General features: G+C 45.9%; 12 protein-coding genes and 1 pseudogene. 1 reads left to right on the top strand and 12 read right to left on the bottom strand.

Going from position 1 to position 17,469, the window contains the following annotated elements; translation table 11 throughout:
- Positions 1-102: 102 nt before the first annotated feature.
- The 3 genes from JGK20_RS26245 to JGK20_RS26235 form a co-directional block, all read right to left on the bottom strand.
- Complete coding sequence (locus JGK20_RS26245) at positions 103-423, bottom strand: Uma2 family endonuclease (RefSeq protein WP_366039494.1); 321 nt, start codon at positions 421-423, stop codon at positions 103-105.
- A 277-nt stretch (positions 424-700) separates the two neighbouring features.
- A complete protein-coding gene (locus JGK20_RS26240) occupies positions 701-1,678 on the bottom strand; it encodes a heme o synthase (RefSeq protein WP_293185855.1) in 978 nt (325 codons plus the stop codon).
- Between the two features lie 312 nt (positions 1,679-1,990).
- On the bottom strand, positions 1,991-2,905 hold the full coding sequence (locus tag JGK20_RS26235; protein WP_293185853.1) for a heme A synthase: 915 nt from the start codon (positions 2,903-2,905) through the stop codon (positions 1,991-1,993).
- Between the two features lie 890 nt (positions 2,906-3,795).
- Here JGK20_RS26235 and JGK20_RS26230 point away from each other — a divergent pair.
- The gene (locus JGK20_RS26230) at positions 3,796-5,226 is read left to right on the top strand and encodes an ABC transporter substrate-binding protein (RefSeq protein WP_293198645.1); all 1,431 of its coding nucleotides are present in this window, start codon (positions 3,796-3,798) and stop codon (positions 5,224-5,226) included.
- A 73-nt stretch (positions 5,227-5,299) separates the two neighbouring features.
- Here the strand turns inward: JGK20_RS26230 and JGK20_RS26225 are convergent, their stop codons facing one another.
- The 9 genes and pseudogenes from JGK20_RS26225 to JGK20_RS26185 form a co-directional block, all read right to left on the bottom strand.
- Complete coding sequence (locus JGK20_RS26225; RefSeq protein WP_293214020.1) at positions 5,300-5,680, bottom strand: hypothetical protein; 381 nt, start codon at positions 5,678-5,680, stop codon at positions 5,300-5,302.
- A gap of 314 nt (positions 5,681-5,994) precedes the next feature.
- The gene (locus JGK20_RS26220) at positions 5,995-8,499 is read right to left on the bottom strand and encodes a cellulose synthase catalytic subunit (protein WP_293185848.1); all 2,505 of its coding nucleotides are present in this window, start codon (positions 8,497-8,499) and stop codon (positions 5,995-5,997) included.
- A 57-nt stretch (positions 8,500-8,556) separates the two neighbouring features.
- On the bottom strand, positions 8,557-9,792 hold the full coding sequence (locus tag JGK20_RS26215) for a transposase (protein ID WP_293185846.1): 1,236 nt from the start codon (positions 9,790-9,792) through the stop codon (positions 8,557-8,559).
- A 929-nt stretch (positions 9,793-10,721) separates the two neighbouring features.
- Positions 10,722-11,303, bottom strand: a complete 582-nt coding sequence (locus JGK20_RS26210; RefSeq protein WP_293147937.1) for a hypothetical protein — start codon at positions 11,301-11,303, stop codon at positions 10,722-10,724.
- 160 nt (positions 11,304-11,463) lie between these two features.
- Positions 11,464-13,302 (bottom strand): CHAT domain-containing protein, encoded by a 1,839-nt coding sequence (locus tag JGK20_RS26205; protein WP_293185844.1) that lies wholly within the window; start codon positions 13,300-13,302, stop codon positions 11,464-11,466.
- Positions 13,303-13,542: 240 nt separating this feature from the next.
- Complete coding sequence (locus tag JGK20_RS26200; RefSeq protein ID WP_293185842.1) at positions 13,543-14,661, bottom strand: Gfo/Idh/MocA family oxidoreductase; 1,119 nt, start codon at positions 14,659-14,661, stop codon at positions 13,543-13,545.
- A gap of 433 nt (positions 14,662-15,094) precedes the next feature.
- Positions 15,095-16,069 carry a glutathione synthase gene (gshB, locus tag JGK20_RS26195; RefSeq protein WP_293185840.1) on the bottom strand — a complete coding sequence of 325 codons (975 nt, stop codon included), beginning with the start codon at positions 16,067-16,069 and terminating at the stop codon, positions 15,095-15,097.
- A gap of 67 nt (positions 16,070-16,136) precedes the next feature.
- Positions 16,137-16,379, bottom strand: coding sequence for a glutaredoxin domain-containing protein (locus JGK20_RS26190; RefSeq protein ID WP_293232657.1), 243 nt, complete (start codon positions 16,377-16,379; stop codon positions 16,137-16,139).
- A 392-nt stretch (positions 16,380-16,771) separates the two neighbouring features.
- Positions 16,772-17,469, bottom strand: a pseudogene (locus JGK20_RS26185) (transposase); the annotation flags it as partial.

The following is a 17,469-nucleotide window of genomic DNA, read 5'->3' as shown; positions in this document are numbered from 1 at the left end:
GGCATTCTCAGTCATCAAAACTTTCCTCCACTTTTAATTTTATATTTAGCATATTTCTTCAAAACTTTCAAATTTGAAACCTTTGTCTATAGTTTACTTCATTTATCGATCGAAACTCACACCGCGATATAATTCTGCGATCGCAACTTCAAGCTCAATACTCTGTAACATCACGATATCGCCCGCACCATAAACCACCGTTTCCCAACGTTCCCCAGTCCCGTCTTTCACCCGACGGCGACACTCTACTCGCATCTCATCCTGCGAGATTAAAACATACTCTTCCAAGGACTCCAACTGTTGATAATCCTCAAACTTATCAGTGCGATCAAACTTTTTAGTCGAAGGAGACAGCACCTCAGCAATCAACTTAGGATAGCGCTTCACATAGCGATCGCTCCGATCGCGCGGATCGCACGTCACAAAGGCATCGGGATAANNNGATATTCATGGCGGACTGTATTGTCATGTTCCAGGGAAAGATACTCTTCGGGGCTAAATCCAGAGGGGATGGCAATCATAGTATTGCAGGCAAATTTAATAGCTTAATTGTAGCGATTTTCGAGCGTTCTTTTTTTACCGCAGATCAAAGCAAATAAACGCTGATGAACGCAGATGGGAGAATGACTACTGTTATTTTACCATAAACAAAACCCGCAAGATGCGGGCTTCATTTTAATAATGGCAATTTAACTTATTACTACATCACCACGGCACTAATTAAAGTGTGCACATTGTGAACAACAGCAGTAGTAAAGTTGTGAGTCGCAGGTAAACTATCAACTACGATTCCAGCGCACAATAGCATCAGATACAGAATAGAGTATTTAAAGAGCGATCGCGCAACCTTCTTATCTTCTGGAGTCTGCAACAGCAACCAAGCCTTTTGGGCAAAAATCGCACCGAGGAAAATCGCAGTACCGGCATACACTGGCCCCGCTAAATTCAACGGATACACCAGCAGCAAAGTTGCAGGAAGCATCAATAACGTGTAAATCCAAATTTGGCGCGCTGTCTCTTCGTCGCCCTCAATTACTGGCAACATCGGTACCCCTACTCCCTCGTATTCGTCGCGAATCATCATTGCTAATGCCCAAAAATGCGGCGGTGTCCACAGGAAGATAATCCCAAACAGCAGCCACGCACCCCAACTCAAATCTCCCGTCACCGCAGCCCACCCAACTAGCGGGGGAATCGCCCCTGCTGCACCCCCGATGACGATGTTTTGGACGCTGTGGCGCTTCAGCCAGTGAGTGTAAATTAGGACGTAGAAAACGATGCCGGACATTGCTAGCAAGGCGGCTAATAAGTTGGCGACAACTGTCAGTAATGTAAAGGAGATTGTCGCTAGGGCGATCGCAAATATCAAAGCATCCCGTTTCTTGACACGCCCGGAAGGAATCGGCCGCCACCGCGTGCGCTCCATGATATAGTCAATGTCGCTGTCGTAGACGCAATTAATCGTATTCGCCGACGCGGAAGCTAAAGCGCCTCCGGTAATAGTTGATACCAGTAATAGCGGATCGACTTCTCCTTTGGCGGCCATCCACATTCCGGCTGATGTGGTGATTAGCAGCAGTAAAATAATTCTCGGTTTTGTAAGTTGGTAGTAACTTTTCACCACTTGCGAAAAGTTTTCGTGGAGGCGAGGGCTATTGTTTGTAAGAACTTCTTGCATCGGTTATTAATTGTTAGTTGTTACTTGTTAGTTGTCAGTTGTCATTGCTTCGTAGATACAAGGGGCGGGTTTACAAGAGATATTTGTTGTAGGTGAAAAGATTGATAAACCCGCCCCCACCGAGGGATAAATCAGGCACCTGTTGCTCAAGGAATAGATAAATCTGCCTTGTCTATCATGTCCGGTTGATTCATGCTTGTATGGGCGGGGCGGGTTTATGAAACTGTTGGCTTTTATCGAGAATAATGGTGAACCCGCCCCTACAAGATTTTGCATCATAGAACAACGATGCTACCGGACACGATCTGACTTTCAAGCTGATAAAACCCGATCGCGCCACGACAAAACACTAAAAGCTAGCAGGGTTCCCAGCAATGCTGCGCCGACTGCTTGGTGGGCGACTGTCAGCGGTTCTACCTGAAGGTGCAGCCGGAAAGTTGCCAATCCCAAAACTAATTGAGCAATCAGACAAAGACTCGCTAAATTCCCTAATTTTCGCAAGTTTGAATGGAGTGCTGGTTGCCGCCAAGCCATCACTGATACTGCTAAAGTTGCTGCGGTAGCTGGTACGATACCGGCGATGTGGCTGTTCATTACCGAACACAATTCTGAGGAACCAAAACATTGATGCAGCGCCCATCTAGAGCCGACTAATGCTCCTAGCAGACTTTGGAGATAAACTAGCAGTGCTGCGATCGAACTTACCCATGCTAATTTGCCTGTATTGCCTGTAGCTTCGTAAGGAGTCAGCATAAAACCGATCGCTAGCAGGGCGCAAAAAAACAGTAAAGCCGTTCCCAAGTGAGCGGTAACGATGTCAAATCGCAGCAGTTGCGTCACGGTGAGGCCGCCCAATATGCCTTGAAAAACTATTAAAAATACTGCGCCGGCGCTGGCGAGGGGCAGCCAAGTCGGCAGGCGGCTGCGGTAGAAGACAGAAAGTGCTAAAAGGGCGATCGCACTTAAGCCAATTGCTGCTGCATCCAAACGGTGAAACCACTCCAGAAATACCTGCAAATTCATTTGCGCTGCGGGTATTAATTGACCGTAGCACAGCGGCCAGTCCGGGCAAGCGAGCCCCGCATTCATCACGCGCGTGGCGCTGCCTACTGCCATTAACAGCCAGGTTGCGATCGCAATTTTCCACACTAGGCCGCGGATAATATCTTTTGGCTGCCACTGCACTCCTGCTGCTGCGTTTGGCCCCTTTAAAACTGAGTTTGCCATGAACTTTACCTTAGCCTTTGTTATCGATCGAGCTTAATTAAATATTGCGGTTTTGCTTGGGCTGAGCTTAGCCGAGCTTAACACTCTTTTTCTCTAAGAAACCGTCATCTTTACTACCTTAGCGACACTTTTATGCAATTAGTTTGTCTTTAGATTTTTTTCAACTTTCCTGTTTATATTACAAAAGATTTCAGGATTTTTGCTAAACTTCAAAAAACTTTAATCTTTCAGCACCATCCGTGATGGTTGACAACTCCCGCACTGTCGGGTTTTTGTTAAAAAATAAAGATATAATTAAGAAATAGCTTGTTAATAAAAAAGTGTGATATCCAGCATTCAAAAGTGTTTAGCTCCTCACACTTTTTGAAAGTCACAGTGGATACAGCAGAAAACCCTCAGCCTGGTTTTTGGTATTTTTCGATGGATTCTGGTTAAATAATCATAGCCGTTGGCGATCGCACGGACAAGGCCTCATCACCTTAGTTTTTTTACTATTTCGGCTGGCTGCAACCTATGTATTTTCGTCCATCAAACCGCGTTGCTCGGTACCCGTGCCTCTATGACTATCTAAGATTATTAAAAAAATGTCAAAATATAATTAGATTGGTTTTTCTGCCTCCTGCCTTTTCCCTCTTCCTTCCCTCTTCCTTCTTTTTACCCGATCGCGTAACCGTTATAGCCGTTATAGCCTTCTTCCCTCTTCCTTCTTCCTGATGACTAATAACGTTCGCGAGCGGGGACGCTCGCACTAATACTAATAACGTTCGCGAGCGGGGACGCTCGCACTAATAACGTTCGCGAGCGGGGACGCTCGCACTAATAACGTTCGCGAGCGGGGACGCTCGCACTAATGACTGAATCTAAAACTTAAAATCTAAAATTGTGCAGCCATGTCCCAAAAAAACGAAACCGCTGTTTTGGTATTATCACTCCTAATTACGATCGGGCTAGCCGGTGCAGGTATTTGGTGGCTGACAAGCCGCGGCGGCATTCCTGGAGGTTTATCACCCGAAAATCAGACGTTTTCTAAGCCCCCGACGGGGAATTCATCGCAGTCAGAGCAGCAAATTCAGCAGCGTCTGAGTGCCGGAAAAAAACTGTTAATTTCTGAAAAAGCAACAACAACTAAAGAATCAGCAGTAGAGGCGATCGCATCTGGCAAATACAACGCGGCTATTTCCGACTTACAAGCTTCGCTGCAAACCAATCGCAACGATCCCGAAGCACTAATTTACCTCAACAACGCCCGTATCGGCAATCAAAAATCCTACACAATTGCCGCAGCGGTTCCCATTGGCACCGATATCAATGCTGCTCAAGAAATTCTGCGGGGAGTCGCTCAAGCTCAAAATGAAATCAACCAAAAGGGCGGCATTAACGGGACTCCCTTAAAAGTGCTAATTGCTAACGACGACAACAACCCAGAGATTGCCTCGCAAATTGCCAGTGCGATCGCCAATAACTCAGAAATTTTAGGAGTAATCGGGCATTTTGGTTCGGACACCACCCTAGCAGCGAGCAAGATTTACCAGCAAAATCAATTAGTAGCAATTTCTCCGACAAGTACCTCTGTGCAGCTTTCAGGAGTTGGCAGCAATATATTTCGGACAGTCCCGAGCGATCGATTTGCTGCGAATGCTCTTTCCCGCTATATGCTGACAAAATTGCCAAAGCAAAAAGTTGCTATATTTTTTAATTCTGCCAGCAGTTACAGCAAATCTTTAAAAGATGAATTTACTACTGCTGTTTACGGAGATGGCGGACAAATCGTATCGGAATTTGACTTTGCTAAGGGGAATTTTAATGCTGCCGAAAGCGTTAAAAGTGCGATCGCCCAGGGAGCAGAAGTCATGATGTTAGCGTCCAATTCGGCGACTATCGACCAAGCTTTGCAAGTAGTGCAAGTCAACGCCAAACGGCTGCCATTACTAGCAGGAGACGGCGCTTATAGTGCTAAAACACTGCAAATTGGTGGCGCAGGAGCCACAGATATGGTGTTGGCAGTTCCTTGGCACATTCTCGCAGATCCGCAGTCAAACTTTCCCCAAACCTCGAAACAACTTTGGAATGCTGAAGTCAGTTGGCGCACAGCTTTAGCTTACGATGCGGCGATCGCGCTAATTGTCGGATTAGGGCGCAATCCGACTCGCACAGGCATTCAACAAGCTTTATCTGCGTCGGATTTTTCGGCAACAGGAGCATCGGGGCCGATTCGCTTTTTACCTTCGGGCGATCGCAATCGAGCAGTTCAATTAGTAATTGTTAAACCCGGAAATCGCACCAGTTACGGTTATGAATTTGTGCCGATATCTGGCTTATGAGCTCTTTGCCTTTTATGAACAGGCCGGAAAGCCTGTTTCATAATAAAAGAAACTGGGTTTTTTGGGTCTTACTTCAAAGAGGATTGACAACAAGAATACCTTTCCCGGGGCCTTCGTAAATTTCGACCCTAGATACTTTTCCAGTAGTATAAAATGTAACTCCGGCGAGCGAGCGAGATGGCATTGATTGCCAAACACCGTCTTCTGAAGACACCACATTAGTTATGAATCCATCCTCCCAGGTAATTGTAATTTGGGTGAGACTCTGCTTGACTGAGCAGCCGATTGTTTGTGCCTGTCGTTGATTTTGTCCGTAAAAACTACATACACCTTTATAATTTTTAGTGGAGCTACTTGTCTGGGCTTGAGCAACGATACCGAAAGTAGTGACAGATGCTAGGAGCAAATTTGTCACTAAAACCGCTTTATAAAACAAAGATGACTTGAGTTTCATAGGTTAGGAAAATTTTAGAAAAATAACTCAATACGGTTTACTTAAGATAGTCCGAAGAGAGGAACGAAGCAATCTTCGTATCTATTGTTCATAGGGTTTTACCCAGGGTGTTCTTAAGTCAACGGTATTGAAATATAACTAACTTTATGTTATCAAAACATTTATATTCTGTCAATCAATTTTGGCTGTGGAAAAATGATAGGGCGGATATCGGAATGCCGTTTTCAGACAATCGATCGGGGTAGGTACACGGCAGTGCCGTGTCCTGATTTAAGGTAATATTAATTCCGATGCTACCGGGTTTGATCGGAAATCTAAACTTGCGAAACTGCGATCGCCCTAACCGGCCTGTTTCTCTCAAAAATAGCCCTCGGTTTCAAAGCAATTCTCAACAACAGCCACAGCGAGTGCCATTCTCCGGGCGTTTCCTGGCGCTTCCACTGGCCGGGGCGACAGTACAGCATTTCGATCAAACAGCGGTGTTGGCTCATGTTTAGGCGATCGAACGCAATTCGCACAGTCGGAAATTCCGCAACACTGCACCCTGCTGCATCCCGAAAATTCGACTCCAAGTGAGATTTCTCGCTAACCAACTCAATCTTAGCCACAGGAATCAAACATTTCTCTTCCATAATTTCCAGAGTCGCCGAGTCGCAATCAATCAAACAGTTGCCAAAACGAGCTTCGGTGTCCAACTCCATCACAGGCGGCGCTACGGATATCCTCGCTTTGACTGCTACGCTGCGAGCTATCGCTCTGATTTTACCCTGCGATAAACTTGTCTCAGCGGCATATTTGGGTAACATCTCTGCTGCGGTAAAACTCTGTTTGCTCCCTTTACCTTTGACCGCAAAACTCGGCCGTTCAGTCAGAGCAACTTCAGCGCCACTTTCTGAAATTACAGTAGTTATTCCCCAAAAACTTTGACCGCCCACATTCAACTGCACCACCCTGTGCAAATTGAACCATTCGTATATATCCGGCTTAGGAATATCCACCAAAATTAGCAGCGCAATTCCCAGCATCAGCAGGTTGTAAGCGCTCCAAATCCAGCCCGCACTCACACCTTTTAACGAATCAGCACTTGCTGATATTCCCTGCCAACTGCCCATATTTTTAACTAAATGAATGTTTAAATTATGGAACAAACCGAATGCTGTAGCTGCGAACAATAAAATCAAAGGCCATCCCAAATTCCAGTTAAAACTAAAGCGATCGGTCGCAATTCCTTTTGGCGTCACATTAAACCCTTTCTGAAAGGGATTGAGCATGGCACTCACCACCGTCACCGCCAAAGGAATACACTGGACGAACGAGTAAACATCTGATAGCAAAGCCGATCGCGATTTGCGGTTCAGCCAAGAAAACACAGTAACTTGCACCAAATAGTAAGGCAGGAAAAAGTAGACCAATTCCCGCGCATTTGTCCGCAAAGGAAGTACCCCAAGAAACGCATAAGCTAAAGGCATCAACAGAAACACAATCCTGCTTAAACTGGTAAACCAGTGCAGCAATCCTTCCAGGTGACACAGCCTTTGTACGAATCTGAGACCGCGAATCGTTAAAGGATTGGAATCAATAAAAAATGCCTGAAGGGTGCCTCGCGCCCAGCGCAATCTTTGAGTTAGATGGGCTTCTATATTTTCAGCCGCCAAACCAGCACTCAATTTTTCATCTAAGTAAACTAAACGATACCCGGTGGCTGACAACCGAATTCCGGTAAAATAATCTTCGCAGATTGAATTTGTGACAAAGCCTCCCACTGTTTGTAGCGCGCTGCGCCTCATTACAAAAGACGTGCCAGCACAAACTACGCTATCTGCACTATCTTTGATGATTTCAATTTGCCTGTAAAATACTTCTTCTTCTGGCACCAGCACATTTTCTAAACCTAAATTTCGGGCAATGGGATCGTGGTTGTAAAAGCTTTGCGGTGTTTGCACGAGGGCGATTTCTGGATTTTGAAAAAAGCCAACTGTTCTTGTTAAAAAGTTTTTAGTGGGAATGAAGTCGGCATCAAAAACTACAATGAGTTCTCCATTTGTTAGGCTTGTGGCGTGGTTGATGTTACCAGCTTTGGCGTGACTGTTATCTGGTCTAGTTATATACTTGCATCCCAGTTCTTTGGCTAGCAATTGGATTTCAGGGCGCTTTGTATCGTCAAGCAAATATACTTGTTTGTTAGGATAATCTAAAGCTTGACAGCCGATGACTGTGCGCCTCAAAATAAAAATTGGTTCGTTGTAAGTTGGGATGAAAATGTCTGCGGACGGGGCAAAGTTTCCCTCTGCAACTGCAACAGCCATGCGATCGGCTTCTCGATGCCTGTCTTTCATACTCAGCATTAAATACATTTGAATGCTGCTGCTGACAACCATCAGCATTTCTAGGAAAAACAGTCCCAAACTAAAGATACCGTTGAGGGGATCGCTTAAATTTAGGGTAACTAGCGATCGCCACAAAACGTAGCGAATGGTTAAAGCCAAAACTATGCCAACTACCACAGCCCGCGACCATTTCTGTGGTTGAGGCGAAATTTTAATGGTAGCTAAAGCAACCGAGACGAGGGCGAAAGTCGGCACTAACAAATACATCTTGCTCGCAGCAGGTACTTGCAGCCACACAGGCGGGTTTTGCTGCCAAGTATTGATTGTGGCAAAAATACCGCTGACTGTACCTTCACCGCTAAACCAGGCTGCGGCGATCGCACCTGCGAAAGCAACTACCCCCAACACGACTAGCGTTGCCATCTGTACGTGCGAAATCCACCTAAAAAAGCGGCGTTTCAAGTCTTGAAGGTCACATCTTGAATTTCTCATAAAATTTGCAATTCCCGATCGTATCTGCAACTGTCAAGGTTTCCTGCTGTTCACTTTTTAATCCCGTTGAAAATTCCGACACACCCCACTGACGATATTTACATTTTTTAACATTCTGACAATTTTTTGACACTCCCCGCCGTAAAACGGACGGGGATTCTTAAGAAAATCAAGCCTCAGTAGACTTTCATTCGTAACGGCTGGGCTCTCGCAGCCTCTAGACAGTCCGGTAAAACCATTCTGCTTACTTTTACGTCCGATATTGGCCGCGCCTTGTGCGTCAGCATTAATCAAATGTCCTTCTTTACTCCGATACAATCCACGCTTAACTCGCTTACCCGAAAACTGGTAAGTAGCTGGCCGATCGGCATTGTAGAGGGGCAACTCATCGCCATCCAACAAACTGGATTTAGATGTGTAAGATTCTTCCTGCTCCTTGTATTTCAACCCATATCGCTCACAGAGAGTTCTAAGTTTATTTCTCAGGGTATAAAAGGGAATCTGGACAAAGTTTTGATTGGTGCGACGACCAAGATTGATATCTTGCTTCATCCCAAGGTTGAATCCGACAATCAAGCATTCAATTTTAGTATTAACGCAATGGTCGATTATGAGTCTTGCAGCTTTATTCAGGTAATCCCTGATTTGGTTGCTACGATTGATATACAGCCGAGCCTGACGCTCGGTCAGTTTTTCTATCTTCTGTCGATCTTTGATAGATTGCAGTCTAGCATTTTCCTTGTTGAACCACTGGTTAATAGATTTAAGTTTGCGACCATCCACAATAAAGGATGCCCCATTGGTGTCAACACAAGTTGCCAGATTGTCCAATCCAAGATCGATCGCCAGAGAACTACCAGCAATCGTTTCGGAGGGTTCATTTGCCCTTTTAGAGATATACTCAACCTCGAAGAATCGAGCATCGTATTTAGGGTGAATCCGAACCTCTTTGAGCTGAGCGGGGTCGAGTCGTTGTGGAAAGTTAATTACTATATCTCCAAATTCCTTTTTAAAAGCATAGGACATCGGTACTTTAAACTTTCCATCTTTGACTTTAATCCGAGGGATTATTAACACGAAATACCCATCTTTGGGCTGGTAGTGAGGAAGTCTTACCTTCTGTTGATAAGTGCCAGATTTAACCGCATTAATCAGTCCAAAAAAGCTGTTAAAGGTTCGATCTACCACCTTCAATGTTTGCTGTGCAATGTCTGTATTGAGGGCTTGGTAGTTCTCATTCTCTTTGCACAGATCGCACAGCCGACTCATAGCGCAAGTGTTTACGTTCTTCAAAAAAGTATTGGCGAACGGTGTAAAGACCCACATTGTAGAGGTTCTTACTCAGCCTGCACAACTCTCTGAGCGCCAAGAATTCGGCTTTGTCAAGGTCGCGTAGTTGGTTTTTCTGAGTAGAGTACATAAACATTGCTTTCGCTGATATCACCATTATATAGCGAAAGTTAACCAACAACAAGTTATTTTTGCCATGCATAGATTTATTGCTCATTCGTCGCTCACCTCTCCCTACCGATACCTAACGATTGTCGGTTTCGGTTGGGGTGAGACTCCTCACTCGCCTCCTATCCCTCCCCGCGCTAAAAGCGACGGGGTTTCTCGGAGGTTCCGATGATAGTTCACTCGCTGCTTAGTGGCAAACTGCTCAGCAATATCCAGTCCAGGCAAAGTATAGCAAGAGCTTCTTGAGATTGTGTGCGATCGCACAACTACAAACCTGGTTGGATTTTCGGAATGCACGTGCTCATAAAATTCTGCGGACTAAAGTTCACACTACAAACGTGCCTCCCTATAAACCAATACTGTTCACTTAAGACAGATCGCCCCTAACCCCCGTTAAAAAAGGGGAGTAGGGGGTGGGACAAGAATGCTCTCAAAGTCAACCCCTACTCCCCTTTTTAAGGGGGATGCGAGGGGGATCTCCGGCGCATAAATAGTGTTAAGTAAACCGTATTGCCCTATAAACCAAATTTTTTGCCCCATTTCTGATGGTTTTTCCTGTTTACTGCCAGCCTTCTTCGACTTTTTGCAGTTATTTCAACCAAAAAATATCATGTCTACAAATCAAATAGGATTGCTATCGTTTGAGATAGCAATCCCTAGGGGCTAATAATTAGACGAATGTGACATCTAACTAAAGGTAGATTGATTTTATATTAATTTAAAAAATTACCGCGATCGCAGCCTAAAAAACTAGCCGTCAAAAACTAATCAGAAATTTCTAATTGCGAGATTGCATAGCGGGCGACAGCCAAACCAACTCTCGCCTGTTCTATTTCCGACAATTGGGCCCAAGGTCTTCTAGTCTCCATCACCACTTCCACTGCGGACGAATCAGCCTCTCGCATCGCATAAGCCAAAGGACGCGCCAACACCTGCAAATCTTCCTCAGCCCACTGAGGCAAAATATCTAACACGCACTCAACCATTTGGTCAGCTAAAGATTGATACTTAACAGTTGCGTTTTGGACGCTTTGAGCGATGCAGGCTAGAAAATCTTGAGGAACCCGAGCAAATTTTTCGCGCAAAGACTTTTGTAGAGAAGTCGCCAGCCAAATTTGTTCTAGTTGTCCGAATAAAACTTGCGACTTCTCCGCTATATCGCTGTCGCTGAAGGAATCAAACAGGGCAAATTCTTGCTCTAGATCGGTTAAATAAGATTCTGATTCAAGCTGTGCGGGATTCCAAGGATAAGCAACATCAGTCTGAACTATTGTGGTGAGAAGTTCCATCTGCGCCTGAGTTTGTGAGTCGCGAAAATATTGAGAATCAGGAGATTGGGTAGCCATGATGTAATACCTAAGTAGTTCAAGTAAAATACAGAAGGTGGACTCTGCCAAGTGCTAGTTGCCAGTGGTGAGTAACTGTTTTAACTTCAGACTTGAGACACGGGCGTCGAGAACTTTGGTGTCCCGATCGCCGATTGCCTTCATTAGCTACACCCGCACCTTAATTAGTTCCGCAATCAGTCTCACTGTAGCCCGAAGTTTTTGGAACCTCAATAGTGAACTCAAAAATCTGACCTTGAGAACTGCCAAATTTTAGCTGAGTACCCGATTGCAGCAGCAGTTCTTGGTGGTGAACTCTCACCCATCCGTCTGTACCCAAAACTAGAGTCCCGTAGCGGGAAAAATCGCGCAGGAAGTAGCTAGGTTCGCCCCCGCGATCGCCGATGCTGTTGCGACAGAAAATCTCCGCGTGTTTTTGAGAAACCCACTGTTCTCGAATCACTACGTCGTTTTCTTCCCAGCGTCCGACTCGAACCATACCAGCGGTAATCGGCCAAACCTGATTGCCAGATTCGCTAGATTTGACATTTGGTCGATCGCGCCCCCGCAAGTAAGCACAAGACGGCAAACGTCCCAGCCAAGTAGAAGAATTCAAAGGCAATTCAGTTTTCAGGTCATCTACCGGTTCAGTCAGTTGACCGTCAAACTCTGGGTGCATATACAGTACGGGCAACGTCCAAGCCGGTTGATTGAACTTGTACAGTGTCAGTAGCTGCTGTCTGGCGACGGCGACGGCGCGATCGATCGACATTCGTCCTGCCAAAGCTTGGGCAAAAGTTTGGATAAAACTCAGGGCCTCGCGATCGGCGATCGAGTCCCGCATCCCCAACACCGCCGGCACCCCGTGATGGATCAGCACCTCAGCCAAACTGCTGCGGGCGATCGCCTGTTGCTGGCCGTTATTTGAATGCAGCCTCTCCACCGCCGGCTGAGCTCCCCAGCAGGCATTAAACACTGCCAGCGTCACGCGGCATCGAACCAAAACCTGAGCCAATTCAGTACCGTTAATCGCCGTGTCCGGCCCCAAAAACAGTAAGCCACCGTCAGGGCCAGGTATCCCGTGGCCGGCGTAAAACAGAATGTTATAAGCTTGAGTTTCCAGCCGAGAAATTAGTTCCGCCGGAGTAGGTTCGATCAGAGTATCGACGCGAGTCGGAACGCTGATGTCGAAATATTTACCGCTGTCGTCGGTTTGAAAAGCATTTTCCAGAACCCCAGCTAGGGCGACTGCTTCTGCTTCCAACTGCAAATGACGATTATTGCCCCTGGAAAATTCAGAATTAGCACCGCGGCCAGGTTCTGCTTGTCCCAAAACGAGCAAAATGCTGAGGGAATCGGCAGGACGCAGGGGCGGTAAAGGCTCAACATTGCTGGTAGTGCGGCTGAAAAGCAGTTGCTGCGACAGAGAAATAGCCGGTTGACCGGCTTGAGGCTGCATAATTTCCCAAGGTAGGGCAATCAAATACGGTTCGCGCAAGTCTATGCGGACTCGCAGGGGTAGATTTTGCCCGATCGCGATACCTTTACTTTCCTGGAGACTGCCCTGAATCGGCCCTTCAAACAGCCACTGCCAAAGATCGATCCCCAAATGCTGCATCAGGCGACTGCTGTAGCTAGGAGGTGGCGGTAGCGGATTCTGCTCGCCCCTCTCCACCAACCCCCCTTGACTGAGGTGGAGCGGCACAGAGCGGATAATAGGAGGGATTTGTAGGGATTGAGCAGTTCGTTTTTCAGTTTCTGTCAGTAGATTCTGGTTGTTTTCCGGCGAGACGAAACTGCCATCAGGATTTAGGGGCAATTCGTGAATTGTCCCTGACGGGGAAAACATTTCCTGCCAAGCTTTCCAAGATTGGGACAGGGCCAGCGGCCACATACAGTCGTGGTGAACGTACCCGCTGGGATAGGGAGCTTGTAGAACCCAAGTGGCAAAATGGTTTGCCCCAGCGGTTCTCAGGCGAGCGATCGCTATACTGAGGCAAGGACTTTCAGGGCGCGCCATTCACAACTACCGAATCTGGATATAGGGATTGATCGAGTTTCTCTATTAGTAGTTTATCGGGTTTGGGGTGCGATCGAGTGGGCGACATTGCTTTTTCATTCAGTTGACAGTTGACAGTTGACTGTTTGAGGGCGACCTCTACCTGGAAGTCCGAGGATTGGAGTAATCAATAGCCTTCTTTTAATTTCTCCCTACAAGGGTTCCGGCTTTAAACCAATTCTTTCAGGTAAATTTTTAATCTTATCTACCGCCCAAAAATTTATCTAAATTCGGTACATCCACCCAAGTTCCCGTAGCATTTGACTCCTGGGTCAAATCCATCAACAACTGCGAGTAAACTCCTTCTTTGAGCGACGGTATCAAAGATTTCCCCGCATCAATTGCTTCAACCCACCTGTCTACTACTCGAATAAACGGTGCAATTCTCCCGTCTGGATAAACTTGAGGAAACTCCAATCTCTGAGGAATCTTAATTTCAGCTAAAGGTTCTCCAGCTTGGGAACCCCACAAGCGAAATCCGTGGACGTAATCCTGCTGATTGTCGCTTCCCAAAACCAAAGTACCCTGACTGCCGTAAATTTCGACCCAATGTCCCCGCCCTTGATAAGTAACCGAACTCAAACAAACTTGACAAGGCGTTCCCCCGGCCAATTCCAACATCAACGTACAAGAATCATCGGCATCAACAGGTTTTAAATTTCCCGAATCGTTCGGATCGGGCCGCGCCGAAATTCCTGTAATCAATTGCCCAGAAAGCCTCTGCACGGGGCCGAACAGCCAGCTAATATAATCAAAAACGTGGGAACCTGTCGCGCCCAAAACTCCGCCGCCTCGCTCTTTTTGTGCGTACCAATTCCAAGGGCGAGTAGCATCAGCGCGGCCGGGCACCAACCAATCAATTTTAATTAAACGCTTTTCTCCTACATATCCTGCTGCTAATAATTCTGCTAGCATTTGCCATGCGGGAATGAACCTAAACTCAAAGTCCATGGTGGCAATTGCTTGGGTTTGAGATTCGCGATTCGCTAATCGGTAAAGTTCCCGGGCTTCATTAGCTGTCAGGGCTGTCGGTTTTTCTAATAATAAATGTTTGCCTGCTTCTAGGACTGTTTTTGCCATTTCAAAATGCAAAAATGGCGGCGTGGAAATGCTGACGCCCGCTACTTCTGGGATCGCTACTATATCTGCGATCGAGTTGCAAGCGTAGGGGATGTTGTGGGCGGTGGCGATCGCCTGAGATGAGTCTAAATTTCGGTGATAGACAGCCACAACCTCTGTCCGGTGGTGGGTCTCGAATCCGGGCAGGTGCACTTTTTGACCGAAACCTGTACCGACTACTGCAACGCCAATTTTTGACATGATTTAATAATTGGGGATTGGGATTGGGGATTCAGTCTTTGATTGAGAAGTCAACCGCAGATTGAAGGCAGATTAACGCAGATAATTTTAAGATAGGAAAGCTTCGGAGTGCAATGTTTTCTGCTCCTAGACAAGCTGGCCCAGATATGAACTTCTGACAATATTGTTGAATACACTGAGTTTTTTGTGATTTTGTTAAAAAATTTGTCCTAAAAAAGTAGCTATTACCTATTGATTTTTTGGGACGATCGGGATATTATTATTTAATAATGGGAGTGGTGACTTAAATTTAAATTTTGTCACCACTCCCATTATTACATGATACCTCTTCAAATTCTCAAAGTCAAGCTTTTTACCCTAAAAAAAAGGCGATTTTTTTTGTTATTTTTCAAAAAAAATAATTGACCGATGAGTAATTCTGGGTTATTAGATTTTAGCGTCTAGTTCCTACCTGCGAGACAGTCCATTCAATTACTTGTTTGCCCAAACTCACCTCATCAAACAAATCGATTTCTCTGATTCCTGTAGGGCTGGTGACATTAACTTCGGTGAGATAACCGCCAATGATATCAATGCCGACAAAGTACAGTCCGTCTCGTTGCAGCACAGGTGCTAACTGAGCGCAAATTTGATGTTCGCGATCGGTAATTTCTGTTTTTGCGACTCGGCCACCGACAGCCATGTTGCCTCGGAATTCATTGCCGGTGGGAATGCGATTGACTGCGCCGATGGGCTTGCCGTTCAAGAGGATGATTCGTTTATCTCCGTCTTTTGCTTCGGGCAGATAAGTCTGCACCATCACTGGAATTTTGCCTTGTTGAGTGCTAATTTCAACCATGGAGTTGAGATTGCGATCGCCCGGTTCCAAGAACAAAATCCCCTCGCCAGCTTTGCCTCCCAATGGTTTAAGAACTGCCGCTCCCTTTTTCTCCACAAATTGGCGAATTACCTGCTTGTTTTGAGAAACAATTGTTTCGGGGATCGCTCCCTCAAATTGCAAAGCATACATCTTTTCATTAGCCGCTCGCAATCCTTTGGGACTGTTAACTACCAAAGTTTTAGCGGGATCGATGCCGTCTAGAAGATAAGTCGTGTAAAGGTAGGGAACGTTGACTGGGGGATCGGTACGCATAAATACTGCGTCCATTGCTTCGAGTGGGCCCAATGCAGGCTGTTCCACCTGATACCAAGCCTCAGCCGCCTCCCAGCGCCCTTCTACTTGTTTGACTGGGGTGAGGGCTACTCTAGTCAACATTGCCCAGGTTTTGCCGCCGATGATGCTTAATTCGTTGGCTTGAGTCGCCCACACTTCGTGACCCAATTCTTGAGCTGCCTCCATCAGCGCTACGCTGGTATCATGTCCTGGAATTAGTCGATCGAGCGGATCGATGATGAATGCAAATTTCATGGTCAGTTACAATTAAAAATTGGTCGAATGAAAATTTAGGCAAATTCAAAATGCAACGGGAAATGCCTTATTTTGCTAGCAACGGATCTAGTAGGCCTTGAGCATCTAGTGCGTGCATTTCGTCGCAGCCGCCTATGTGTTGGTCGTTAATGAATATCTGGGGGAGGCTGCGGCCTCCGTTGGCTCGATCGGTCATGCGATCGCGTGCTGCTCCATCTCCGTCGATCGCGTACTCTGTAAATTCAACCCCTTTTTGCTTCGGACAGTTTTTTAACGGCCGTGTAAGCCGAGAGCGAGTAAGCCCTGCCATTTTTTACGCATTTTCTGAAACTTAGGGCTGAACTTAAACATTGAAAAAATAGTCCAGCATATAGTCAGTAAGGGTTTCGGAGGCTCGACTAGATCTAAAACTGTCCGAAGTATTGCTTAACTAATCTTATTTTAATTTTTATATATAGCAACCCCGCCCGACGGTTGCGAACTTTTCGCGTTGTACTTCCCCATGGGATCTCTTGCTTTTGACTTCAGGGCGTTCGAGCGCTAAACTCTTCTTCCTTCTGCTCCAAGTGCACCCTGCAAGCTTTCAACAGTTGACCTGGGACAGTTGACAGTTGACCGCTTGACAGTTTAAGAGCGACCTCTACTTAGAAGGAAGAGGATTGGAGTAATGAATAGTCTGATTTGTAAAAGTATAGTCATCTATTACATGACATGGGAGGCTTCAAGTCCCTCCCCTTTCGCTTTCACTTCGAGCGGATTGACCCGCCTCGGCTGAGCTACGCCCACGACGTATCCCATCGCTGAAGGCATTTGGGATTGCTTTTCTCAAAATATTATAAGCTCCGTTAACATCGGCATTAATTAATCGACCCTCCGATGTTCTATACAATCCTCTCTTAATTCGCTTTCCACTAAATTTGGTATCCTGGGCGCCAAGATTCCCGTAGACAGGAATTGGATCTAAATTCAGAAAATTCGATTTGGAAGTATAGGATTCCTCTAGCTCTATTACCTTAATTCCCATCAATTCAGCTTTGTATTTCAACATTTCAATTAGTCGAGCATGAGGAATACTGACCAAGTTTTGATTTGTTCTCTTGCCTAAATTAATCTCGTTTTTCCATCGCAAGTTTTTGCCAATTACTAGCGTCCCTATCTTTTGTGAGGCGAGCAGATTGACTATCTGCCGACTGGTGTGGTGCAAGTAATTATCCACTTTTTGATGGCGGCAACGAGTTAGGCGCCCAAGACGTGATGAGGAGGAGCGGTTTCCTTTTAATTGAGATTGTAGTTGTGCCTTGCGTTTGTTGTAGAATTGATTAATTGATTTCAGTGGTCGCCCGTTAATCAGTAAAGGGACAAATCCCGGCTGATTTGAAGTTAGCGCTACTAAATTATTC

Origin of the sequence: Microcoleus sp. PH2017_05_CCC_O_A, assembly GCF_020738785.1 — a bacterium.
Taxonomy (GTDB): Bacteria; Cyanobacteriota; Cyanobacteriia; order Cyanobacteriales; family Microcoleaceae; genus Microcoleus.
This window is presented reverse-complemented; position numbering and strand designations above follow the sequence as displayed.